The sequence below is a fragment of the Bacillus sp. FSL R5-0443 genome (genome assembly GCF_038608285.1).
GTDB classification, from domain to species: domain Bacteria; phylum Bacillota; class Bacilli; order Bacillales; family Bacillaceae; genus Bacillus; species Bacillus velezensis.
This window is the reverse complement of sequence record NZ_CP152013.1, coordinates 3,579,702-3,601,609: the sequence shown is the minus strand read 5'-3', so window position 1 is coordinate 3,601,609 and position 21,908 is coordinate 3,579,702. Positions and strand designations below refer to the sequence as shown.

Sequence of the window (21,908 nt, the reverse complement as noted above, 5' to 3'; positions counted from 1 at the left end):
AATCACGGTTTTTTAGAAAAATGAGCAAAAAAATAGCGAATTGCCTTCAGATTTAATAGGATATGGGTAAGGAATACGATTGATGGGGATTCTTAGTCATATAGGGTGCGCCCCATTTCGAAAAGGAGTGAATCATGGTGTCAGAAGAAAAAATTTATGATGTGATCATTATCGGCGCGGGTCCGGCGGGGATGACCGCTGCTGTTTACACATCACGAGCGAACTTATCCACATTAATGATCGAAAGAGGAATTCCGGGCGGCCAGATGGCCAACACGGAGGATGTTGAAAACTATCCGGGTTTTGAAAGCATTCTCGGCCCTGAACTTTCTAATAAAATGTTTGAACATGCGAAAAAATTCGGTGCGGAATATGCGTACGGCGATATTAAAGAAATCGTTGACGGTAAAGAATATAAAACGGTCAAAGCCGGTTCAAAAGAATATAAAGCGCGTGCCATCGTCATTTCTGCCGGAGCGGAATACAAAAAGATCGGTGTTCCCGGCGAAAAAGAACTGGGCGGCCGCGGTGTATCGTACTGCGCGGTTTGTGACGGCGCGTTCTTTAAAAATAAAGAGCTTGTCGTTGTCGGCGGCGGAGACTCCGCCGTTGAAGAAGGCGTCTATCTGACACGCTTCGCTTCAAAAGTCACCATCGTTCACAGACGTGACAAATTGCGTGCGCAAAGCATTCTTCAGGCGCGTGCCTTTGACAATGAGAAAATTGACTTCAAATGGAACAAAACCGTAAAAGAAATCCATGAGGAAAACGGAAAAGTCGGCAGACTTACTCTTGTGGATACCGTGACGGGAGAAGAGGAAGAATTCAAAGCTGACGGCGTCTTTATTTATATCGGTATGCTTCCGCTTTCTAAACCGTTCGAGAACTTGGGCATCACAAATGAAGAAGGCTACATTGAAACAAACGCTCAAATGGAAACAAAAGTTCCAGGCATTTTCGCCGCGGGAGACATCCGTGAAAAAACGCTCCGCCAGATCGTAACGGCGACAGGCGACGGAAGTATTGCGGCTCAAAGCGTTCAGCATTATGTGGAAGAGCTTGAGGAAACGCTCAAAACCGTTAAATAATCACTGTAATGTTCAGTTTTTGAATCGTTACTGTGTTTTAATTACGCTGTAACACGGGTGAAATACTGATGTTTTAAGATGAATGTAGTAATTGACCCCCTTTTTAATGAATACACTTTGGCACGGATTCCAGTATCCGTGCCCTTTTTTTGCGATTTTCTGTTTTCTGTCAAATAAAAGAAAAGGATGTCGGTGTCTCTGCATTGTGAGAGACATGCCGAAACGGTATAATGAAGAGACGATGATTTGTTGAGAAGGTTAGGTGACGTACTTGTGCAAAGAGTGACAAATTGTGTGCTGCAGACAGATGATCAGGTTCTCCTTCTCCAAAAGCCGAGACGGGGCTGGTGGGTCGCGCCCGGCGGGAAGATGGAAAGCGGCGAGTCCGTCAGAGATTCCGTCATCAGAGAGTACAGAGAAGAGACGGGCATTTATATACTAAATCCGCAGTTAAAAGGCGTGTTTACCTTTATTATTAAGGAACAGGAACAAATCGTGTCAGAGTGGATGATGTTTACTTTCGTCGCCGACTCCTACACGGGGCGGAATGTCGCTGAATCAGAGGAAGGCGTTCTGAAGTGGCATGACGTAAAAGATATCCACAGCCTTCCGATGGCCCCCGGAGACGGGCATATCCTTGATTTTATGATCAAGGGCCAAGGGCTTTTGCACGGCACCTTTACGTATACGCCGGACTTCGAGCTGCTCAGCTATCGTTTAGATCCGCAGCTTATCAAATAAAAGAAAGACCGCAGGGGGGAGAAAGATGAGTATGAATGAAAACCATGATATTCAGCTCGTCATCATTACGGGAATGTCTGGAGCGGGGAAAACCGTCGCCATTCAAAGCTTTGAGGATCTCGGCTATTTTTGCGTCGACAATCTGCCGCCTTCCTTGCTGCCGAAATTTTTGGAGCTGATGAAAGAATCAAGTTCAAAAATGAGCAAGGTCGCGCTTGTCATGGATCTGCGGGGACGTGAATTTTTTGACAGGCTGATTGAGGCGCTGGATGAAATGGCGGAAAATCCGTGGATTACACCGCGCATTCTCTTTTTAGACGCTAAGGATTCCATCCTTGTGACGAGATACAAAGAAACGAGGCGTTCTCACCCGCTGGCCGCTACCGGGCTTCCTCTTGAAGGAATCGCGCTGGAACGCCAGCTGCTTGAAGAATTGAAAGGGCGCTCTCAGCTGATCTATGACACATCGGATATGAAACCGCGTGATCTGCGTGAAAAAATCGTGGCGCATTTCGCCACGAACCAAGGTGAAACATTTACAGTGAACGTAATGTCATTCGGTTTCAAATACGGGCTTCCGATAGATGCCGACCTCGTGTTTGATGTAAGGTTTCTGCCGAATCCGTTCTACATTGAAAGCATGAGGCCGCTTACGGGGAAAGATGAGGAAGTGTCATCCTATGTGATGAAGTGGAACGAAACACAAAAGTTTATTGAAAAGCTTGTTGATCTGCTCGGCTTTATGCTTCCGTCTTATAAGCGGGAAGGTAAAAGCCAGCTTGTCATCGCGATCGGTTGTACGGGCGGCCAGCACCGCTCCGTCACGCTCGCTGAATATTTGGCTGACTATTTTAAAAAAGATTTCTATACTCATGTCACTCACCGGGACATTGAAAAGAGAAGCCGGAAATGAATAAGAAGCCGAAAATCGCAATCTTCGGCGGCGGAACGGGTCTGTCCGTGCTGCTTCGGGGGTTAAAGCATAAGCCCGTTGATATTACGGCGATTGTCACAGTTGCTGATGATGGCGGAAGTTCAGGCCGTCTGCGGGATGAACTTCAAATTCCGCCGCCGGGTGACATCCGTAACGTACTGGCTGCTTTGTCAGATGTTGAGCCGCTCGTTGAAAATCTGTTTCAGCACCGTTTCAACAAAGGAAGCGACTTAACCGGACATTCGCTCGGCAATTTGATTTTGGCAGCGATGACAAATATAACCGGTGATTTCTTTCACGCTGTCACCGAAATGAGCAAGGTGCTGAATGTCCGCGGCAGAGTGCTGCCTGCTGCCAACACCAGTGTCGTTCTTCACGCTGAAATGGAGGACGGGCAGGTCGTCTCCGGAGAATCGACAATCCCTTCTTACGGCCAGCGGATTAAACGGGTGTTTCTTACGCCTGAAAAAATTGATCCGCTCCCGGAAACGATTGACGTCATCCGTCAGGCCGATTTAATCATTATCGGTCCGGGAAGCCTGTACACAAGCATTCTTCCGAATCTGCTCGTTCCGAAAATCGGAGAGGAAGTCGTCAAGGCTGCGGCCAAAAAAGTATATATATGCAACGTCATGACACAGCCCGGAGAGACGCTGCAATACAGTGCGGCCGACCATGTCAAGGCGCTGAACGATCATATGGAGCAGCCGTTTATCGACACGATCTTAATCAACAATGAGGAGATCCCTGACGAAATCAAAAGCAAATATGCGAAAGAGCTGGCCCGGCCCGTCGACTTCAATGTTGAAAAGCTGAAATCCATGGGGCTTGAGGTCATCAGGGATCAGATTATCACGTATAAAAATGGCGTAATCCGTCACGATACACATAAAGTGGCTTCTCTTCTTGTCGATTTATTAAGGGACTAGAGGCCTTTTGAAATGAGGTGGCTAATATGTCATTTGCATCGGAAACAAAAAAAGAACTGACGAATCTGGAAGTGAAGGACTGCTGCGCCAAGGCGGAGCTGTCCGCGCTGATTCGGATGAACGGTTCACTGTCATTTTCAAACCGCCATCTCGTGCTTGACGTTCAAACCGAAAATGCGGCGATTGCCCGCCGTATTTATACATTGCTGAAGAAACAATATGATGTATCGGTCGAACTGTTAGTCAGAAAAAAAATGCGGCTGAAAAAAAACAATGTTTATATTGTGCGCTTTTCTGAAAATGCAAAGCTGATTTTAGAGGAATTGAAAATCCTCGGAGAGAACTTTGTATTTGAACGGAATATTTCTGAGGAACTGGTGGCGAAACGCTGCTGCAAACGTTCTTATATGAGAGGGGCGTTTTTGGCGGGGGGATCTGTGAATAATCCAGAAACATCGTCGTACCACTTGGAAATCTTCTCGCTTTATAAGGAACATAACGATTCATTATGCGCGCTGCTGAATGAATTTCATCTGAACAGCAAAACGCTTGAACGGAAAAAAGGCTATATTACGTATTTAAAAGAGGCGGAAAAAATCACTGAATTTCTGAATGTCATCGGCGCTCACAATTCACTGCTGCGTTTTGAAGATGTGCGGATTGTCAGAGACATGAGAAACTCAGTGAACCGCCTCGTCAATTGTGAAACAGCAAACTTAAACAAAACCATCGGTGCTTCTCTCAGACAGGTGGAAAATATTAAATACATTGATGAACGGATCGGTCTTGAAGCGCTGCCGGAAAAGCTTCGCGAAATTGCGCAGCTGCGGATTGATTATCAGGAGGTCACGCTGAAAGAACTGGGGGAAATGGTTGCAAGCGGGAAAATCAGCAAATCCGGCATCAATCACAGGCTGAGAAAGCTCGATGAAATCGCAGAACAGCTGCGTACAGGACAAAGCATCACTTTGAAATAACCGTACAGAAAAGGGGAGATCTTATGGTTCAGGGGAAAGTGGAAGTGCGTTTAAAGACGGGATTGCAGGCGCGTCCCGCTGCATTGTTTGTACAGGAGGCAAATCGTTTTGCATCAGATGTGTTTCTTGAGAAAAACGGCAAGAAAGTGAATGCCAAAAGCATTATGGGATTAATGAGTCTGGCGGTCAGCACGGGGACGGAAGTCACTCTGATCGCTGAAGGCGACGATGAAAAGGAAGCGCTGGAAAAGTTGTCCGCTTATGTGCAGGAAGAAGTGTAAACACTTTGTAAGGGGGACGGAACGATGAATGAGTTTCTGAAAGATTGTTATCAAACGATAGGCTGGGAAAAGGATTCCCTCGATTTCAGCAACCTGCCGGAGTTTTTAAAGGCGCTCGCATATCGGTTTCCGTTTGAAAATCGCGCGGTTTTGTCCAAAAAAGAATATGACGTCACGAAAGAAGGACTGTGGCGGCACATGGTGAAGGAACCTCATGGCGGCCTTTGTTATGACTTGAACGGACTGCTTTATTTCATCCTGAAAGATGCCGGATTTGATGTCAAATTGATCCGCGGAACGGTCTGGAAAAACGGCTGGGCGCTGCCCGGCACACATGCGGCCGTACTTCTTTCCGCCGGGGGGAATGAGTACATCGCTGATGCAGGCTTCGGCCTCAATCTCGCCATGCAGCCTGTGCCGATGTCGGGAGACGAGACGGTATCAGCGGCCGGAGCGTTCCGCGTGAGGATAGAAGAGACGGAATTCGGGACATACCTGCTTGAAATGAACAAAGGGGACGGCTGGCAGACAGGTTACGCATTTTCGCTTGAAGAAATCGATGAAAAGGACCTCAAGTCTATGAAACAAACAATCTTTGAACATGAACGCTCTCCTTTCAACAAACGCCTGCTTGCTTCTAAGCGGACACCGGAAGGGCACATGGTTCTGTCTGAACGCAATATAACAATAAAAAAACACGATGGCACGGCGGAGAACAGCAGAATAGACCGATCAGAGTTTGAAGAAAAATTTACTGCTCATTTTATATGAAGCTCGCAGGTTCTCTGCAAAAAAAACGGCCTCCGCAGGGAAGCCGTTTTTTGTATGTGTTTATCTCATTTTTGTAAAGGTTTTATAATGATCTGTCGTCTTATAAATCAGCCAGTCGCTTGAGTAAAGAATCCGGTCTGAATTTCTGAAGCCTGATGTATAGTTAATATCCGCTTCACGCCACGTCCGTCCGCTTTTGGCAGGGAGTTTGCCTTCCCTGTTTGAGAAGATGTCTCCGCCGATGCTTTTCCCCGGAGCGACGTCTGCAAGATTCCCCTTTGATGCAACCCAGCCGAGGGCCTGCGCTTCTGACTTTGTAATGTAATTATCAGGAAGCTTATGATAGGTCTGAAGATAATCCGCAACCCCGTCAAACGTGTTGATAACCTGTGCTTCAGTGTGCGCCTTGTGAGAAGATGTATCCGTCTTGGCAGCCGTGGAAAACAGCATCCCCGCCGCGGAGAACAGCACCAGCAAACAAACGGAAATCCACGATAATCGTTTTTTCAAAGCAATACCTCCCATTTTTATCATGTGAAGCTGATCCCTTTTCATTGTATCAGCATCGAGAGAAAGGAATAGAAAGAATTTAAAAAAAGTTCTTTTGATCTAGCAAAAAATAAACCCCGGCTGAAACGGCCGGGATTTTTCATCTCATTGAAATTCCTTCGTGAGGTTTTTCGGCGTTTTTCCGTATACGGCGTCAATCATGTTTTGTGCGGCTTGCTTGAACATATTCAAACGGATTTTTGCCGTTGCTGACCCGATATGCGGAAGCAATGTGACGTTTTCCAGCTGCAGGAGCGGATTGTCTTCGGCGATCGGCTCTTTTTCAAACACATCTAAACCGGCGCCTTTTATCCAGCCCTCCTGCAATGCGCGGATGAGCGCTTTCTCATCAACCGTCTTTCCCCGGGAAATATTGACGAAACATGCCGTATCTTTCATCAATTTAAATTCCCGCTCTCCCATCATATGATACGTTTCGTCAGTAAGCGGCGTAATTAACAGCACAAAGTCTGATGTTTTCAGCAGTGTATCTAAGTCGGCATATGTAACCCCGAGTTCCTTTTCAGCATCCGGTTTTCTGCTGCGATTATAATACAGCACGTCCATATCGAAGCCGAATTTTGCCCGTTTGGCAGCTTGTTCACCGATTCTGCCCATGCCGATAATTCCTAATGTCTGATGGTGGACATCCATACCGAAAAGAGATTCTTCCTCAACGGTTCCCCATTTGCCGGCGCGGACGAATCGATCCAATTCGGCAACCCGTCTGGCGGAAGACAGGATTAATGAAAAAGCCAGATCAGCGACAGTGTCATCTAAGGTGTACGGCGTATGCGTGCCGACAACCCCGCGTCTTTTCATTTCTTCAATATTAAAATTATCATAGCCGACAGAATTATTGCTGACGACCTTCAGCTTCGGCGCGTGATCCAGTAAATCACTGTCAATCGCCGTTCCGGATGTCAGCAGCCCTTCAGCATCTTTCATTTTTTCGTACAGTTCTTCTTTTGGAATGGTATCTTCTTTCCAGATGTCATAGCGGCAATGCTCGCCTATCATTTGCTCGACTTCCGGCGGTATCGATTTCGCGATGAATACATAGGGTTTCAACGGGCTTCTCCTCCTTTGTCTTTCTTCTCTATTTTATTATATAAGAGAAGCGGTAACGTGAGAAATATTCAAACGCATCACGATAAATTTCTGGTTCTTTTGAACTTAAAATGAAAGAAAAAGAAATGTACATGCTTGATTTCTCCAAACAATAACAGAATCCGCCTATATTTCTGAAGGCAAAATGAGCGGAACCGCTGTTTTCAAAAGCTTTATAGGTTGGTGTAAAGATAAATTTTATTATTTTTGAAAGATATAAATGAACATAATCTGAATTTACAGTCAAATTATCGTGTCTTTTTTTGAAAGCGCTTTTGAGGCCTTTTTCTGTGCTATAATTCCTTACTGTAAGCTGGGTAAGAAGGCTTGCAATACAATCGGATGGGAGATGAATAGAAAAATGGTTTCTTTATCAAGCATTTTGGAGCACAACCAGCAGTTTGTCCAAGAAAGGAAATATGAACCTTACCAAACGACAAAATTCCCGAAAAAAAAGCTTGTCATCGTATCCTGTATGGATACAAGGCTGACGGAGCTTCTGCCGCAGGCGATGGGACTCAGAAACGGCGATGCCAAAATCATAAAAAACGCGGGAGCCATTGTTTCTCACCCATTTGGAAGTGTCATGCGGAGCATTTTGGTTGCCGTTTATGAACTGCAGGCAGAGGAAGTCTGCATCATAGGTCACCGCGAGTGCGGAATGTCGGGATTAAATGCGGCTTCCATATTAAATAAAGCAAAAGAGCGCGGCGTCGAGGACAAATGTCTCAGCCTTCTGCAGCATGCGGGAGTCGATTTGGAAACATGGCTGACCGGTTTTCACAGCGTCGAAGAAAGCGTGGCCCACAGCGTGAATATGGTCAGGCATCATCCGCTCTTGCCTGAAGAGGTGCCGGTGCACGGGCTGGTGATTGATCCGGGGACGGGGACGCTGGATGTTGTCGTTGACGGTTATGAAACAGTCAAAGGAGGATGCAGCTGACGATGCAATTTACCGGCAGATATCAGGGATACAATTTGCAGAAATTTCAGAAAGACCTAGTCGCGGGAATTGTGGTCGGAATTGTAGCGATTCCACTGGGAATGGCCTTTGCCATCGCCTCGGGGGTCGGTCCGGAATACGGGCTTTACACCGTTATTGTGGCCGGAATTCTGATTTCGCTGTTGGGCGGCTCTAAATATCAGATCGGCGGGCCTACGGGGGCGTTTGTTCCCATTTTGTTTGCCATTGTGATGCAGTATGGTTTTGAGAATTTACTCGTAGCCGGTTTTATGGCAGGCGTCATGCTCGTCCTGTTTGGCGTATTTAAGCTCGGAAAGATTATGAAATTCGTGCCGAAGCCGGTGATCGTCGGATTTACGGCCGGAATCGCGGTGCTGATTTTCTCGGAGCAGATTGCCCATTTTCTCGGTCTGCGCGATATCCAAAAGCATGAAAGCTTTATCCTCAACATTGCGGAAATAGGCAAGAAGATCGGAACCCTTAATTTATACAGCATCCTCATCGCGGGAATTGCTTTGGCCATTTTGCTGTTATCAGCCAGGCTGATGCCGAAGATTCCGGGCGCGCTTGTGGCGCTGCTTGTCTCTACAGCCGCGGCGGTCGTGTTTTTTCCTGACAAAATGGCGACAATCGGTTCTGCTTACGGGGAAATTCCGCGGCAGCTTCCGGCTTTCCAGCTTCCTGATTTCTCAATCGATAACATGATCATGATGTTTCCGTCGGCTCTGATCATTGCGCTTCTCGGCGGACTTGAGTCCATATTATCGGCGATGGTCGCGGACAATATGAAAGGATCACGGCATGACAGCAATAGGGAGCTTGTCGGGCAGGGCATCGCCAATATGGCAGCGCCGCTTTTCGGCGGTATACCGGCAACGGGAGCGATTGCGCGGACCGCAACAAATATTAAAAACGGCGCAGTTTCTCCGATTTCCGGTGTTGTCCACGGAGTCACCGTCCTCCTCGTCCTGCTCGTCTTCGCCCCGCTTGCCGTTCACGTACCGCTGGCAAGCATGGCGCCGGTATTGATGGTTGTGGCTTGGAACATGAGTGAGCGGAGGGAAGTCGCCAATATGATGCGGCTGAAAAACACTGATTCATTCGTACTGGCGGCAACCTTTTTGCTGACGGTTCTGTTTGATTTAATCATCGGCGTTTCTGCCGGTCTCGTGCTCGCTTTTGTTTTCTTTATCAGAAAAATGAGCGAATCAACACGTATCAAAACACCGCATGCCGCTGTCAAATCGGTTAAAAATGATTCGTCCGTCAGCACATATTCCATTGAAGGGCCGCTGTTTTTCGGTTCAATTGATTCACTGGAAACATCGCTGCTGGAGAGGCTTCAGGAAAAGCCGAAGACGCTTATTCTGCTGATGAATAATGTACATTACATGGATACCTCCGCAGAAGCGGTGCTGGGGAATGTGATGAACCGGATCAAACGGCATAACGGGAGATTGATGATCGTCGGATTGCAATCACAGCCGAGAGAGCTGATCCGGAAGACGGGGCTGTTTCATAAAATCGGGAAACAGCATTTCTTTGAGCATCAGGACGAGATAACGGGATAAATTCAGATACGGCCTGTCCATGAAAAAGCGGACAGGCCGTGTTTTTATTCGGTTTCAAAGCGCTTGATCAGTTTTTCCTGATGGGCTTTCATCGCATCTTCTAACGTGATTCCGTACTTATCAGCAAGGATGGCCAGATTTCCGAGGACGTCACCCATTTCTTCAATCAGCTCCTGCCTGCGTTCAGCCTGGGTCGCGTCTTTTTCATCCGGCCGGTCTCTGCCGATTTCATATGCTCTTACCGCCCGGGCGAGCTCACCCGCCTCTTCCATTAAAAAACCGATTCTGATAAATGGCCCGTACGCCGTCCATCCTCGTTTTTCATAAAAATCTTTCGTCCATTGTTCTGCTTCAGCCATCTGCATGTGAAACACTCCTTATGTCCTGTATGATTCTTATTGATATTATCATATAGAGATGGGACAATATATAGTGTATTTTGATTTATTGATGTACATATATAGATATGGAGATGAAAAAATGAAAACCATTTGTGTATTTGCGGGGTCAAACCCGGGGGTAAATGAAGAGTACAAACGCAAAGCGGCCGAACTGGGTGAATATATGGCGGAGCAGGGAATCGGCCTTGTTTACGGCGGTTCACGGGTCGGTCTGATGGGAACCGTCGCCGACGCGTTAATGGCAGGCGGCGGAAAAGCTGTCGGCGTCATGCCGAGCGGACTGTTCAGCGGAGAGGTTGTTCATCAGAATCTGACGGAGCTGATTGAAGTCAGCGGCATGCATGAGCGGAAAGCGAAAATGAGTGAACTTGCCGATGGGTACATTGCCATGCCCGGCGGCTTCGGAACATATGAAGAGTTATTTGAAGTGCTATGCTGGGCGCAAATCGGCATTCATCAAAAACCGATCGGACTGTACAATGTGAACGGGTATTTTGAGCCGATGATGAAAATGGTCAAGTACAGCATTCAGGAAGGATTTTCGAATGAGTCTCATTTGAAGCTGATACACAGTTCCTCCCGGGCGGATGAGCTGATTGAGCAGATGAATCGGTATACATACCCGATTTTAGATAAGAAATGGCGGGAATTGTAAGGAAGAGGTCTGAAATATGTTTCGGCGGTTGCATCTAACCATTCTGATGGAAAATTCTCCGCCTATAGAATACCTTTTCTTTCTGGAAATCGTTTTCTCTTTCTCATGCGTATCACACCTTTCTTTATGATAAGACATATGTATGAGAATAAGATGAGAAAGAGAATGCTGTTGGGGTTGAAAGAAGAACATCCATTTCCTCAGAGGAGATGGATGTTTTGCGGTTTGCAGACTGTATGCGTTTACAACTTTTGTTGCACGAATGTTTCCTCCGATATGAAATCATCCTGCTGCATCTTTTGTTTTTTTGAACTGATTCCAAATATACCGACTGTCAGTGCACAAAGAAACCAGCAGCCTGTAAAAAACAAGAAAACACTTAAAAATCCGTAGCCTGAATACAGGAAACTGACGACAAAGGGACCGGCTACATTCGCAAGACGTCCTACGCCGTAAGTGAGGCCATTTCCAGATGCCCTGGCTTCAACCGGATATAATTCCGGCGTATAGGCATATGCGATCGAACTGAAAGTACGCTCAAACATATGCATGAGAAATCCGCATATGACAATGACCATCGGCAAAGGATTGATGCCGTAAAAGAATCCAAGCGCCATAATAATTAACGATAAAACAGAAATGGCCCACTTTCGATCCACACGGTCAGAGATTTGCGACGCAATGAGAGCGCCCAGCGGGGCACCGATCGTTCCCAGAGTGACGTATACGATAGACTCATCCATTGATACGCCTTCTTTTACCAAAAGGGTGGGAACCCACGTGCCAAAGCCTTGAATTGCAATCGTGGAAGCAGCCCACATCGTCATTAAAACAAAAGTTCTTCCTGCCAAAGGCTTTTGAAATAACGTCCGATATGGAACGGATTTTACAGCGGTTTGTCTGCTTCGCAGAGCCGGAGCTGGTTCAGGCAGTTCACCCTTTTCTTTTTCTGCTTTTGCCTCCAGTTCAAGCAGAATGCGGTGTGCTTGTTCGCTTTTTCCTTTCGTGTCCAGCCATTTCGGTGATTCTTCCAGTTTTCTGGCGATCAGCGGAAAAAAAATACCGACCGCGCCGAATAGAAAGATAAACCGCCAGCCGTAAGAGGCGGACGGCACGACCAATTTAGCCACCCAGCCGGCTGCAGGAATTCCGCATATGCCGATTGTAATACAGATTGCCTGGTATTTACCCTTAGTTGCGGATGGGAAAAATTCGCTGATATACGTACTTGCCACAATCGTTGTGGCGCCGATACCTAAACTCGTAAGAAATCTAAAAACACCGAGTATTTCTGGGCTCCAAGCCAGAGAAGAGAGGAGGGAGAAGAAAGAGAAAAAGGTGACAACCAGAATTAAACCTTTTTTCCTTCCGAAACGGTCTGAAAACCATCCTCCGGCAGAGGCGCCGATAAACATTCCGAAATAGGAGACAGACGTAATAAAAGCGATGGTATGAGTAGAAATGTTCCATTCCTTTAAAAGTGAAGGCGCCGCATATGAAAACGTATTTAAATCGATAAAATCAAAAAAGTAAGCGAATGAAAGGATAACGAGCACTGCTTGATGGGCCCTTGAAAAAGGCAGTCTGTTTAATCGATTAGACGCATTTACATTGATCATCTCGTATTCCTCCGTTTATCTTTGACTTGTCTGAAGACTGGTATTAACCAATGTGATTCAGCGTATTCAGGTTGTAACTTTGCTTTGTAAACACATAGCCTTCAGAGATTTTTCTTGCTGTGCGTACTACTTTAATCGTTGTTCCATCCGGATCAGCATCTGCCTCGGTTTCTAAAATGCCGCTTGGATGTCCCAATCGAATCGTTCTGCCATAGAATGAAAATTCAGATAATATTGTATCCTGCAATAGCATGCCGGCAGTCGTACAAACCGCCCCTGTAATGGCTAAAGCTTGATGCGGTTTTTGCATGGACATCATACGAATGACAAGATCCATCTCTTCTGCGTGTCTCTTTATCCCTTTTGTATCGATATAATCCGCTGGAGATGAGATTAATGTTAGTTTTGGTACGGCCGGTGATTTTGCAGCAGCCTCATGTCTCGGAGCGAATCTGCATTTCTCGGCTGCAATCGATCGGATCATTTCGAGCTTTTCCAATATATCCGGAGTATATTCATCCGGAAGTTCTAAGCCGGTAAGCCCCGTGTCCTCTGCTTTTACAAAGACAAGCGGATTAGCGTAATCAATAATCGAGACCGAGATATTTCCATACGGTGTATCGAGAACATCAATAGGCTGACCAGTGGGAAACAGCTTACCGGTCACCGCTCCTTCAGCCTGGTGAAATGAAAGATAAATAGGAGAAGCTGTACCTGGAACCCCGGGGATAGAGCAGTCCCCCTGGTAATGAAATGTTCCATTTCTGACTTCAACTTCTGCTACGATCACTTTTTGAGTGTTTGTATTTAACATTCTGACTTTTGTAACCGGCTCTTCAGCTTGAACGAGCCCTTTCTCAATAGCATAAGGGCCTACGGCAGAAGAGATATTTCCGCAATTGCCTTTGAAGTCGGTAAAATGGTCAGTCAAACTGACCTGAGCAAACGTATACTCAACATCTGCATCCTTTCTGGCGGATTTCTTAATAATGGCTGCCTTGCTTGTGAGAGAATGGCCGCCGCCGAGACCGTCAATTTGTCTCTCGTCAGGGCTCCCCATAATGTCTAAAAGAAAATCGCTCCATAGGTTTGTATCGTCTGGCATGTCTTTTTGATGAATAAAGACGCCTTTGCTGGTGCCGCCTCTCATGACGGTTACAGGAACTTTTTCCATGCTGTCTCATCCTTACATCATTTTGTGTGGATAAAAAGGTACCGGTCCCTTTGGAAAATATCGTATGATAAATAAGGATTATAAGTAAAACATATAATTTTTATAAAGTTGAATAAAAAACTTTTATAATAGGAGGAAATTTTATAGCAGAAAAATATTTTGGGGGATTTCATATGGATGAAAAGGATTGGATTGTGCTCATTACATTATTCGAAGAAAAAAATATGACGAAGGCGGCAGAGCGATTATATATGACACAGCCGGCGTTAAGTTATCGGCTCAAAAACCTGGAAGCACAATTCGGAGTGCGCCTTTTTTATAAAAGAAAAAAAGGGATGGAGTTCACTTCAGAAGGTGAACATCTGGTTGATTATTCGAAAGAGATGCTGCAGGAATTCAGAAGAGTGAAGGATGATATGCTCAATATGAGCCATGAAGTCAGCGGGGTTCTCAGATTAGGAGTCTCAAGCAATTTTGCTCAGTATAAGCTCCCGGCGATTCTAAAACGGTTTTCTGATCAGTATCCGTCTGTTCAATTCCACGTCAATACGGGATGGAGTGCGAAGGTGATGGATCTGCTTCATCATTCGGGGGTACACCTTGGGATTATGAGGGGAAATTATGATTGGCAAGGGGAAAAACAACTGCTAAATGAAGAGCGGCTGTACCTTATTTCAAAAACTGAAATCAACAGTGAGGACCTTCCCAAATTGCCGATGATTTATTATCAAACTGATGCTTCTTTGAAAAGTTTGATTCAAAAATGGTGGAATAACCAATTTACTGAACCGCCTTTCATTGCGATGGAGGTAGACAGGCAGGAAACCTGTAAAGAGATGGTGAAAAACGGTCTCGGTTATTCTGTTGTGCCGGAAATCTGTCTTCAGCCTTCTGATGAATTATACACATTGGCGCTATCCTATAAAAATAACGAGCCTGTGATACGCGATACTTGGCTTATGTATGATTCTTCAGCGTTAGAATTATCTGTCGTCAAAGCATTCATTACTTTTTTGAATGGGAATAAAGCATAAAAAAACCTGCAAGAGACATCAGCTCTTGCAAGTTTTTTTGGCATTACTTCTGGTCTTCTGTATTGCGTGTCAGCACTTTATCGATTAAGCCGTATTCTAAGGCTTCATCAGCTGATTTGAAGTTGTCGCGGTCTGTATCGCGCTCAATGACTTCAAGCGGCTGGCCGGTACGTTCAGCAAGCACTTTGTTTAATTTGTCGCGAAGCAAGAGAATGCGTTTTGCCGCGATTTCAATTTCTGTCGCCTGTCCTTGCGCTCCGCCAAGCGGCTGGTGAATCATAACTTCACTGTTAGGAAGCGCGTAACGTTTGCCTTTTTCTCCGGCTGCAAGTAAAAATGCTCCCATAGAAGCGGCCATACCGATGCAGATCGTGGATACTTTCGGTTTAATGAACTGCATTGTATCATAGATTGCCATACCGGCAGTGATTGATCCGCCAGGGCTGTTAATGTAAATGGAAATATCTTTTTCAGGGTCTTCCGCTTCAAGGAATAAAAGCTGTGACACGATGGAGTTCGCAACGTTGTCATCAATCGCAGATCCAAGCATGATAATACGGTCCTTCAAAAGACGGGAGTAAATGTCATAAGCTCTTTCTCCGCGGTTCGTTTGTTCAATGACTGTAGGTATTAAATTCATAATGCTCCTCCTTCACCTTTTAGGTAAGTATGTATTTACATGATACATTTTTGGTCAATAAAGGTCAAACAAAACGCTGACCAAAATGCCAACCTTTTCTTCTAACACCATTTTTCCCATAAAACAAAAAGTTCAAACAGCAAAGTGGAAATGAGGATGATCAGCGCCGGAGCCTTGAGAAAATGATATGGCGGGAGCGCTCAAAATAGACCGCAATCGCGTCGCTACGTACGGCTTTTGGAAGGGTCTGACTACGTTGTCCGCCCTTCCAAAAGCCGTACCGGCAAATACGTTTCCAGCGGCAAATCATCAAATTCGCCTTCAATTTCTTTTGCTAAAATCTCGATGGCTGTTTTGGAAATCAATTCAATCGGCTGCTGGATGGTCGTTAAGTCCGGCAGAACCGATTGAACGGTTTCAGTGCCGTCATAACCGATCACTTTTAATTGATTCGGGATGTCTATTCCCCGTTTTTTGGCCTCGGTCATCACTGCAGCCGCCATGATATCATCGCTGGCAAAAATTCCGTCGGTGTCGGGCTGTTCATCGAATAATGTTGAAATAATGTCATGGTAATACTGATAAAAGGGTACTTCATATGTAATAGGCTTCCGTCCGTGTTCATGCATGACGTCTTCGTATGCTTTTCTTCTGAGGTTTGCCGGTGTTTCGAGTTCAATCGGGCCGTTGATATGGACGATGTGCCGGCACTCTTTTTCAATCAGCAGTTCTGCCGCCTTTTTTCCGCCGTCATAGTTGTCTGAGCCGACGACGGGAATCGTGTCCGATAAGTAATGATCAATGGCGACAATCGGCAGATTTTGCTTGTGATAATTGAGAATTCCCCGGTTGTAAGTCACGGCGATCACGCCGTCCACTTGGTTTCTTATCAGCATCTCCAAATATTTTTCTTCCTTATCCTTTCGATGTAAACTGTTGCAAAGCAGCAGTTTGTAGCCCATGGACGTACAAATGCTTTCAATATGAAAGGCGAGTTCGCCGAAAAACGGATTGCTGGAGTTTGGGATGATAAGCCCTATTAAATTGGTTCGTTTTCGGAATAAAGAGCGGGCCAGATCGTTTGGAAAGTAATTGATTTCTTCCATCGCCTTGTACACTTTTTCTTTTGTTTTTTCGCTGATATAGCCGCGGTTATTTAATACCCGCGAAACGGTTGTAGATGAAACTCCCGCTATTTTCGCAACATCATGAATGTTAGGCTTCATTCCCGTGCCCTCCTGCTTACTGAAATGGCTTACAATTTCCGTCACGCACTTATTTTAGAGAATCAGGCTGACATGTGCAAGGACATTCCGTGTTTCTGTTTTCATATAAAGAGGGTGCGTTTTGTTTGATTAAAATAATCAGAAAATTATATGTCAACCGATTGACATATGGAACCGGTTGACATACAATTCTTTTTGAAAGCGCTTTATTTAAAGGGTGAAGGGAAGTGACGGGTATGGAGAGATGGCTGGCGGCAATAAAGTGAAAGAATCGAGCAACGATAGAAAGTAAGCGCTTACTCAGGGCTCGCATGTATGTGATGAAAATGAAGAAGGAAGTATGCGGCTCTAAAACGGCTATTAAAAGGTCCTATTAAAGGAGCGGTGCAAATGAAAAGCTCAAAAAGTCTGTATTGGAAACTGAGTGCTTATTTCTTCTTTTTCTTTTTTACTTGGTCTTCCAGCTATTCTTTATTTGCGATTTGGTTAGGACAGGAAATCAATTTAAACGGATCAGCGACAGGCATTATCTTTTCTGTAAACGCCGTATTTGCTCTCTGCATGCAGCCTCTTTACGGTTTTATCTCTGACAAATTGGGGCTGAAGAAAAAGATATTGTTTATGATCAGCTGTCTTCTCATATTCACGGGTCCGTTTTATATCTTCGTCTATGGGCCGCTTTTACAATACAACGTCTTTCTTGGCGCCGTTGTCGGAGGCTTATATTTGGGAGCCGCTTTTTTGGCGGGGATAGGCGCGATTGAAACGTACATTGAAAAGGTCAGCCGTAAGTATGATTTCGAGTATGGAAAATCAAGAATGTGGGGCTCGCTGGGCTGGGCGGCGGCTGCATTTTTTGCAGGGCAGCTTTTCAATATCAATCCCAATATCAACTTCTGGATCGCGTCTGTTTCAGCCGTCATATTAACGGCCATTATCATGTCTGTGAAAATAGAAATGACCGATCATGAGAAAAACAGAGCGGATTCGGTCCGGTTAAAAGATGTGGGGCGGCTCTTTTTACTAAGAGATTTCTGGTTTTTTATGCTGTACATTATCGGGGTGACTTGCATTTACGGCGTATATGATCAGCAGTTCCCGATCTACTATGCGTCTTTGTTTCCTTCAGTGTCGATGGGTAACCAAGTATTCGGCTATCTTAATTCATTCCAGGTGTTTTTGGAGGCTGGCATGATGTTTCTTGCGCCTTTTATCGTCAATAAGTTCGGGGCGAAAAACAGTTTGATTTTAGCGGGGTTTTTAATGGCTTTCCGCATCGTCGGGTCCGGAATTGCAGTTGGGCCTGTAGGCATTTCATCAATGAAACTCATCCACGCACTGGAATTGCCGATTATGCTGATCGCCGTTTTTAAATATTTGGCTGCCAATTTTGATACGCGTCTGTCGTCCGTCCTTTATCTCGTCGGTTTTCAATTCGCATCTCAGGCAGGCGCGTCGATTCTGTCGCCGCTTGCGGGAGGATTATATGACAGTGCGGGGTTCCGTCAAACCTATCTCATCATGGGAATCGTCGTCTTTGGTTTTACCGTCATCTCCATATTTACTTTATTGGGCCCGAAACAAAACAGCAGGCGTGTCCAGCGTCTGCAAAAAATCGGATAGAGAGGATGTTACAAATGGATAGAATTCAGCAGGCGGAAGAAGCTTTGAAGGAAGCCGAGGGTAAAGTGAAACAAAGATATCGATTGGGGTACCATATTATGCCCCGGGCGAATTGGATCAATGATCCGAACGGTCTTATTCAGTTTAAAGGAGAATACCACGTCTTTTTTCAGCATCATCCGTATGATGAGCATTGGGGGCCGATGCATTGGGGACATGTAAAAAGTAAAGATCTCATTCATTGGGAGCACCTGCCGGTTGCCTTAGCTCCGGGCGATGCATTCGACCAAAGCGGCTGTTTTTCGGGAAGCGCGGTCGATGATCATGGAAGATTAGCCCTCATCTATACAGGACATAATATAATTGATCAAGAGAAAGACCTATTCTATCAAACTCAAAATATCGCTGTCAGCCAAGATGGAACCGTGTTTGAAAAGCTTCAGGAAAACCCTGTTATTGCGGAACCGCCGGAAGACAGCGCCCGTCATTTCCGCGATCCGAAAGTATGGAAGCATCGCGATGTTTGGTATATGGTCATCGGCAACTCTTCAAAAGAAAACGTCGGACGGGTCGTTTTATACCGTTCACCTGATTTGCGTGATTGGGAATACGCGGGGGTTCTCGCCCAAAGTGACGGTAATCTCGGCTATATGTGGGAATGTCCTGATTTCTTTGAATTAGGCGGCAAGCATGTCCTGCTGATTTCGCCCCAGGGGATCGAGGCGGACGGTGATTCATATCAAAATTTACATCAAACCGGTTATTTAATCGGTGACTATCATGATGAAACAAACAAATTTACACACGGTGCTTTTAAAGAACTGGATCACGGCCATGACTTTTACGCCGTGCAAACATTATTAGATGATAAAGGACGCAGAATTGCCATCGGCTGGATGGATATGTGGGAATCTGAGATGCCGACAAAAGCGGACGGATGGTGCGGTGCATTGACTTTGCCGCGAGAACTGACTTTGCGTGATGATCATAAACTTTTGATGAATCCCGTGGAAGAAACCAAGCAGCTGCGGAAAATGGAATACCGGGAATGTGCCGGACGATCGCTTTCAGGGAGTTACTTGGCAAAGACGTCCGAAGACCTGCTTGAAGTCCGGGCCGTGTTTGATGTGAACGATTCTGATGCCGAAACGGCAGGTTTTAAGATTCGCGGCCTTGATGAAGAAGAACTGGTGCTGACATACAATCTAACGGATAAAAAGCTGACGCTTGATTGCACCAAGATGGGGAAAGCGAAAGACGGTGTAAGAAGGGTGCAGACGGAAGCAAACGGCAAGCTGGCGCTGCGTATCTTTATTGACAGATCCTCGATTGAAGTATTCGCCAATCATGGAGAAACAACGATGACAAGCCGTATCTATCCGAATGAAGGCAGATTGGGGATTGAGCTGTTTTCTGAGAAGGGCGCCGTAAATGTTGAGGAATTCACCTATTGGACGTTAAAGGACATTTGGAAAAGAAGCTGAAACGGGTGATTACCGCTTTTTCTGCAGGGTTGAAAATGTACTGAGCTGGGGGCAGTCCGCCTGAAATGAGTTTTTTGTGAAAATCAATGCCGGTAAACGATGCAGGATTATGCTGCATGAGGACGCTGCATAATCCTGTTATGCATTATCAAAAAAGAGTTGCTTTCTGCGCGTTTCTTTATTATAATATAAAGGTATCTGATTGAAAAAACGTGCGCTCGTAGCTCAGTTGGATAGAGCGGTGGTTTCCGGTACCACGTCTGTCGGGGGTTCGAATCCCTCCGAGCGCGTCTCAGTTAAAGACGATAGGAAAAACCTCGCAGATGATAAATCTGCGAGGTTTTTTTATTTTATCTTGTTTTGAAACTGTTAACGAATGTGTCTCTGTTATGTTCGGTTCCGGCAATCAGCCGCGCACTTTCACTGATCCGCTGCGCGAGAGCTTTTTGCGCCTTGCCTTCAAAGCTGTTCAATAGTGCTGAATACACTTCATATAATTCATCTTTCAACGTATCCATTTCGAATGTCGGTTTCAGCGTTCGGCGCACTGTCTCCAGTTTTGTCCCCGCTGCCTGCGTCATCCCTGTTTTCAGCATCTGCCGCTGCAGCCTTTTCTTCATCGGGTCGTCCTTGTGTTCTAAAAGTTCGTCTAATGTCGGCATTATGTATCCACCTCTATCATCTTAACCAGTTTGCGAGCATCTGGTCTTTTTTCTGAAATTCGTCTGCTATTTTATGTAAGAATCCGCCGATCTCTTCTAGGTCCGTGATCGCCGCCTGCAAAGAATCAATAAACGCCTGCTCAGCCTGAGTGTCGTAAAAAATCGGGCCTTTCTCGTAAGATAGCGCAATATCTTCAATGGTATTGGTCACGTCCTGTGCTTGAAGCTGGTCAAACAAGCCGTGTCCGACTTGACCGTAGAATTCTGTTTTCAGCTCGGCGATTTTTTCATCGTGCTCCTGATAGGCGTTCTGCGCTTCTTTTTTCATCGTCCGCAAATCCTCAGTCATAGCCTGCACCTTTTCAGCCAGCTTCTTTGCGTTTGTCGGCGTTACTTTTATCGCGTCTCCGCTTCCGATCGCACCGGCCGGCAGAAGAGCGCCGAGGTTTTTGTCAAAGACTAATTCATCTCCGTTCGGATTTGCGATAGTTCCGTTTCTGTCAAATATGAAATTCGCTTCGTTTAAGCCGTGTGTATCCGGATTTCTCAGAATGACAGTAGTGAAGAAATAAGCGAGATTTTTTCCGATCTGCTCGCTCAATTTCCCATCAAGCCGCTGCTTTCGGCTGAACTGTGAGAGCGAGGGGTTTTTCGTATAAATTGTTGTCCCGTTGTGGCGGTCATATTCGTTCCAATAACCTGCCCCGACCATGTCGTCCGGATTGATAATTGACCGGATGTAAGGATCGTAAATGCCGCTGTTGATGTCTTTCTGTGTTTCCTCATCGTGCAGTTTCACGACGGAAGGACTGTTAAACGCGACGGCATACACATCATTATTCACCGCGCTGTATTCGGCCTCAGCGCCGCCGAGTGAATGGCCGGTTGTTGAAATAATCGTTGACGTTCCGGCATACTTTTTCTTTACGCTGCGTACCAGCTGATCGGCTTGATCGATTTGCGATGTTTTCGTTATCAGCTTATACTTTCCGGTTGTGAGCATGGCGTCTTGAGAGGGCGTTCCATTGTATTTTCCGAGTGTTTTCGAGGTATCCTCCGCTTCTTTTTTTACAATATAATACACTTCTTTTTTCGGGTTATTTCCGAAAACAATATTGCCGCCGTCCGCTTTTACGCCGTCATTGATCGGGTCTTTTCCGATATCGGTTCCCGCAAAGGCGACGACCACGTTTTCGGGGTTTTTTGATTTTGTCCATTTTCCGTTTTTGGACTTGATGCCTTTTGAGAATACAAAGGCATCAAGACCCGTATCAGAATCCTGCTTCACTTTCTCAACGTACCAATATGACGTCTTACTTATTTTATAAGGAGTTTTATATTTCATATGCAGGGCTAACATTTTATAATTGTAAGCTGCTTGACTCAAACGGTAATATTCTTTATCTGTGACATTAGAGACGGTTATTTCTTTTCCTTTTGGCATATATACATCACCTTTCTTATATTGTAAAATA

The 21,908-nt window shown here is 45.6% G+C and carries 22 protein-coding genes and 1 tRNA gene; 14 read left to right on the top strand and 9 right to left on the bottom strand.

Going from position 1 to position 21,908, the window contains the following annotated elements; translation table 11 throughout:
• The first annotated feature begins 137 nt into the window (after nucleotides 1-137).
• The 7 genes from trxB (at nucleotide 138) to NYE28_RS18150 (ending at nucleotide 5,721) form a co-directional block, all read left to right on the top strand.
• A complete protein-coding gene (trxB, locus tag NYE28_RS18180; RefSeq protein WP_007407423.1) occupies nucleotides 138-1,088 on the top strand; it encodes a thioredoxin-disulfide reductase in 951 nt (316 codons plus the stop codon).
• A 273-nt stretch (nucleotides 1,089-1,361) separates the two neighbouring features.
• Nucleotides 1,362-1,829 carry an 8-oxo-dGTP diphosphatase gene (locus NYE28_RS18175; RefSeq protein WP_003151491.1) on the top strand — a complete coding sequence of 156 codons (468 nt, stop codon included), beginning with the start codon at nucleotides 1,362-1,364 and terminating at the stop codon, nucleotides 1,827-1,829.
• A 25-nt stretch (nucleotides 1,830-1,854) separates the two neighbouring features.
• The gene (gene rapZ / locus NYE28_RS18170) at nucleotides 1,855-2,742 is read left to right on the top strand and encodes an RNase adapter RapZ (RefSeq protein WP_012118535.1); all 888 of its coding nucleotides are present in this window, start codon (nucleotides 1,855-1,857) and stop codon (nucleotides 2,740-2,742) included.
• On the top strand, nucleotides 2,739-3,692 hold the full coding sequence (locus NYE28_RS18165; protein WP_007407422.1) for a YvcK family protein: 954 nt from the start codon (nucleotides 2,739-2,741) through the stop codon (nucleotides 3,690-3,692). The genes rapZ and NYE28_RS18165 overlap by 4 nt, the downstream gene beginning before the upstream one ends.
• A 26-nt stretch (nucleotides 3,693-3,718) precedes the next feature.
• Complete coding sequence (gene whiA, locus NYE28_RS18160; RefSeq protein ID WP_007407421.1) at nucleotides 3,719-4,669, top strand: DNA-binding protein WhiA; 951 nt, start codon at nucleotides 3,719-3,721, stop codon at nucleotides 4,667-4,669.
• A gap of 23 nt (nucleotides 4,670-4,692) precedes the next feature.
• Nucleotides 4,693-4,950 (top strand): HPr family phosphocarrier protein, encoded by a 258-nt coding sequence (locus NYE28_RS18155; protein WP_003151495.1) that lies wholly within the window; start codon nucleotides 4,693-4,695, stop codon nucleotides 4,948-4,950.
• Nucleotides 4,951-4,974: 24 nt separating this feature from the next.
• Nucleotides 4,975-5,721: an arylamine N-acetyltransferase gene (locus NYE28_RS18150; protein WP_007407420.1), complete on the top strand. Its 747-nt coding sequence runs from the start codon at nucleotides 4,975-4,977 to the stop codon at nucleotides 5,719-5,721.
• Nucleotides 5,722-5,781: 60 nt separating this feature from the next.
• On the opposite strand, the gene NYE28_RS18145 is transcribed toward NYE28_RS18150, so the two are convergent.
• Complete coding sequence (locus tag NYE28_RS18145) at nucleotides 5,782-6,171, bottom strand: ribonuclease (protein ID WP_223204413.1); 390 nt, start codon at nucleotides 6,169-6,171, stop codon at nucleotides 5,782-5,784.
• 204 nt (nucleotides 6,172-6,375) lie between these two features.
• Nucleotides 6,376-7,341: a D-glycerate dehydrogenase gene (locus NYE28_RS18140; RefSeq protein ID WP_038464305.1), complete on the bottom strand. Its 966-nt coding sequence runs from the start codon at nucleotides 7,339-7,341 to the stop codon at nucleotides 6,376-6,378.
• Nucleotides 7,342-7,729: 388 nt separating this feature from the next.
• On the opposite strand from NYE28_RS18140, the gene NYE28_RS18135 reads away from it, so the two are divergent.
• Nucleotides 7,730-8,323 carry a carbonic anhydrase gene (locus NYE28_RS18135; protein ID WP_087920781.1) on the top strand — a complete coding sequence of 198 codons (594 nt, stop codon included), beginning with the start codon at nucleotides 7,730-7,732 and terminating at the stop codon, nucleotides 8,321-8,323.
• Between the two features lie 2 nt (nucleotides 8,324-8,325).
• Nucleotides 8,326-9,915, top strand: a complete 1,590-nt coding sequence (locus NYE28_RS18130) for a SulP family inorganic anion transporter (RefSeq protein ID WP_015240658.1) — start codon at nucleotides 8,326-8,328, stop codon at nucleotides 9,913-9,915.
• A gap of 44 nt (nucleotides 9,916-9,959) precedes the next feature.
• On the opposite strand, the gene NYE28_RS18125 is transcribed toward NYE28_RS18130, so the two are convergent.
• On the bottom strand, nucleotides 9,960-10,280 hold the full coding sequence (locus tag NYE28_RS18125; protein WP_003151506.1) for a MazG-like family protein: 321 nt from the start codon (nucleotides 10,278-10,280) through the stop codon (nucleotides 9,960-9,962).
• A gap of 115 nt (nucleotides 10,281-10,395) precedes the next feature.
• On the opposite strand from NYE28_RS18125, the gene NYE28_RS18120 reads away from it, so the two are divergent.
• Nucleotides 10,396-10,971 (top strand): TIGR00730 family Rossman fold protein, encoded by a 576-nt coding sequence (locus tag NYE28_RS18120; RefSeq protein WP_167340886.1) that lies wholly within the window; start codon nucleotides 10,396-10,398, stop codon nucleotides 10,969-10,971.
• Nucleotides 10,972-11,213: 242 nt separating this feature from the next.
• Here the strand turns inward: NYE28_RS18120 and NYE28_RS18115 are convergent, their stop codons facing one another.
• Both NYE28_RS18115 and NYE28_RS18110 read right to left on the bottom strand, forming a co-directional pair.
• Nucleotides 11,214-12,590: an MFS transporter gene (locus NYE28_RS18115; RefSeq protein WP_122504217.1), complete on the bottom strand. Its 1,377-nt coding sequence runs from the start codon at nucleotides 12,588-12,590 to the stop codon at nucleotides 11,214-11,216.
• 43 nt (nucleotides 12,591-12,633) lie between these two features.
• Complete coding sequence (locus tag NYE28_RS18110; RefSeq protein WP_015418286.1) at nucleotides 12,634-13,764, bottom strand: PrpF domain-containing protein; 1,131 nt, start codon at nucleotides 13,762-13,764, stop codon at nucleotides 12,634-12,636.
• 173 nt (nucleotides 13,765-13,937) lie between these two features.
• On the opposite strand from NYE28_RS18110, the gene NYE28_RS18105 reads away from it, so the two are divergent.
• Entirely contained in the window at nucleotides 13,938-14,798 is an 861-nt protein-coding gene (locus tag NYE28_RS18105; protein ID WP_003151510.1) for a LysR family transcriptional regulator, read from the top strand.
• 43 nt (nucleotides 14,799-14,841) lie between these two features.
• Here the strand turns inward: NYE28_RS18105 and clpP are convergent, their stop codons facing one another.
• Complete coding sequence (gene clpP / locus NYE28_RS18100; protein ID WP_003151513.1) at nucleotides 14,842-15,438, bottom strand: ATP-dependent Clp endopeptidase proteolytic subunit ClpP; 597 nt, start codon at nucleotides 15,436-15,438, stop codon at nucleotides 14,842-14,844.
• 251 nt (nucleotides 15,439-15,689) lie between these two features.
• Nucleotides 15,690-16,664: a LacI family DNA-binding transcriptional regulator gene (locus NYE28_RS18095; protein WP_063094212.1), complete on the bottom strand. Its 975-nt coding sequence runs from the start codon at nucleotides 16,662-16,664 to the stop codon at nucleotides 15,690-15,692.
• Between the two features lie 390 nt (nucleotides 16,665-17,054).
• Between NYE28_RS18095 and NYE28_RS18090 the strand changes: the two genes are divergently transcribed.
• The 3 genes from NYE28_RS18090 (at nucleotide 17,055) to NYE28_RS18080 (ending at nucleotide 20,061) form a co-directional block, all read left to right on the top strand.
• A complete protein-coding gene (locus NYE28_RS18090) occupies nucleotides 17,055-18,287 on the top strand; it encodes an MFS transporter (RefSeq protein ID WP_038464296.1) in 1,233 nt (410 codons plus the stop codon).
• 14 nt (nucleotides 18,288-18,301) lie between these two features.
• Complete coding sequence (locus NYE28_RS18085) at nucleotides 18,302-19,771, top strand: glycoside hydrolase family 32 protein (RefSeq protein WP_052827887.1); 1,470 nt, start codon at nucleotides 18,302-18,304, stop codon at nucleotides 19,769-19,771.
• 214 nt (nucleotides 19,772-19,985) lie between these two features.
• A tRNA-Arg gene (locus NYE28_RS18080) sits at nucleotides 19,986-20,061 on the top strand.
• 60 nt (nucleotides 20,062-20,121) lie between these two features.
• Here the strand turns inward: NYE28_RS18080 and NYE28_RS18075 are convergent.
• Nucleotides 20,122-20,433, bottom strand: a complete 312-nt coding sequence (locus tag NYE28_RS18075) for a hypothetical protein (RefSeq protein WP_012118524.1) — start codon at nucleotides 20,431-20,433, stop codon at nucleotides 20,122-20,124.
• A gap of 16 nt (nucleotides 20,434-20,449) precedes the next feature.
• Nucleotides 20,450-21,877 (bottom strand): lipase, encoded by a 1,428-nt coding sequence (locus NYE28_RS18070; protein ID WP_342490201.1) that lies wholly within the window; start codon nucleotides 21,875-21,877, stop codon nucleotides 20,450-20,452.
• Nucleotides 21,878-21,908 lie beyond the last annotated feature (31 nt).

Coding starts and splice junctions, on each gene's coding strand:
- rapZ (WP_012118535.1), top strand. CDS start 1,855: ATGAGTATGAATGAAAACCATGATATTCAGCTCGTCATCATTACGGGA.
- NYE28_RS18165 (WP_007407422.1), top strand. CDS start 2,739: ATGAATAAGAAGCCGAAAATCGCAATCTTCGGCGGCGGAACGGGTCTG.
- whiA (WP_007407421.1), top strand. CDS start 3,719: ATGTCATTTGCATCGGAAACAAAAAAAGAACTGACGAATCTGGAAGTG.
- NYE28_RS18155 (WP_003151495.1), top strand. CDS start 4,693: ATGGTTCAGGGGAAAGTGGAAGTGCGTTTAAAGACGGGATTGCAGGCG.
- NYE28_RS18150 (WP_007407420.1), top strand. CDS start 4,975: ATGAATGAGTTTCTGAAAGATTGTTATCAAACGATAGGCTGGGAAAAG.
- NYE28_RS18145 (WP_223204413.1), bottom strand. CDS start 6,171: ATGCTGTTTTCCACGGCTGCCAAGACGGATACATCTTCTCACAAGGCG.
- NYE28_RS18135 (WP_087920781.1), top strand. CDS start 7,730: ATGAATAGAAAAATGGTTTCTTTATCAAGCATTTTGGAGCACAACCAG.
- NYE28_RS18130 (WP_015240658.1), top strand. CDS start 8,326: ATGCAATTTACCGGCAGATATCAGGGATACAATTTGCAGAAATTTCAG.
- NYE28_RS18125 (WP_003151506.1), bottom strand. CDS start 10,280: ATGCAGATGGCTGAAGCAGAACAATGGACGAAAGATTTTTATGAAAAA.
- NYE28_RS18120 (WP_167340886.1), top strand. CDS start 10,396: ATGAAAACCATTTGTGTATTTGCGGGGTCAAACCCGGGGGTAAATGAA.
- NYE28_RS18115 (WP_122504217.1), bottom strand. CDS start 12,590: ATGATCAATGTAAATGCGTCTAATCGATTAAACAGACTGCCTTTTTCA.
- NYE28_RS18110 (WP_015418286.1), bottom strand. CDS start 13,764: ATGGAAAAAGTTCCTGTAACCGTCATGAGAGGCGGCACCAGCAAAGGC.
- NYE28_RS18105 (WP_003151510.1), top strand. CDS start 13,938: ATGGATGAAAAGGATTGGATTGTGCTCATTACATTATTCGAAGAAAAA.
- clpP (WP_003151513.1), bottom strand. CDS start 15,438: ATGAATTTAATACCTACAGTCATTGAACAAACGAACCGCGGAGAAAGA.
- NYE28_RS18095 (WP_063094212.1), bottom strand. CDS start 16,664: ATGAAGCCTAACATTCATGATGTTGCGAAAATAGCGGGAGTTTCATCT.
- NYE28_RS18090 (WP_038464296.1), top strand. CDS start 17,055: ATGAAAAGCTCAAAAAGTCTGTATTGGAAACTGAGTGCTTATTTCTTC.
- NYE28_RS18085 (WP_052827887.1), top strand. CDS start 18,302: ATGGATAGAATTCAGCAGGCGGAAGAAGCTTTGAAGGAAGCCGAGGGT.
- NYE28_RS18075 (WP_012118524.1), bottom strand. CDS start 20,433: ATGCCGACATTAGACGAACTTTTAGAACACAAGGACGACCCGATGAAG.
- NYE28_RS18070 (WP_342490201.1), bottom strand. CDS start 21,877: ATGCCAAAAGGAAAAGAAATAACCGTCTCTAATGTCACAGATAAAGAA.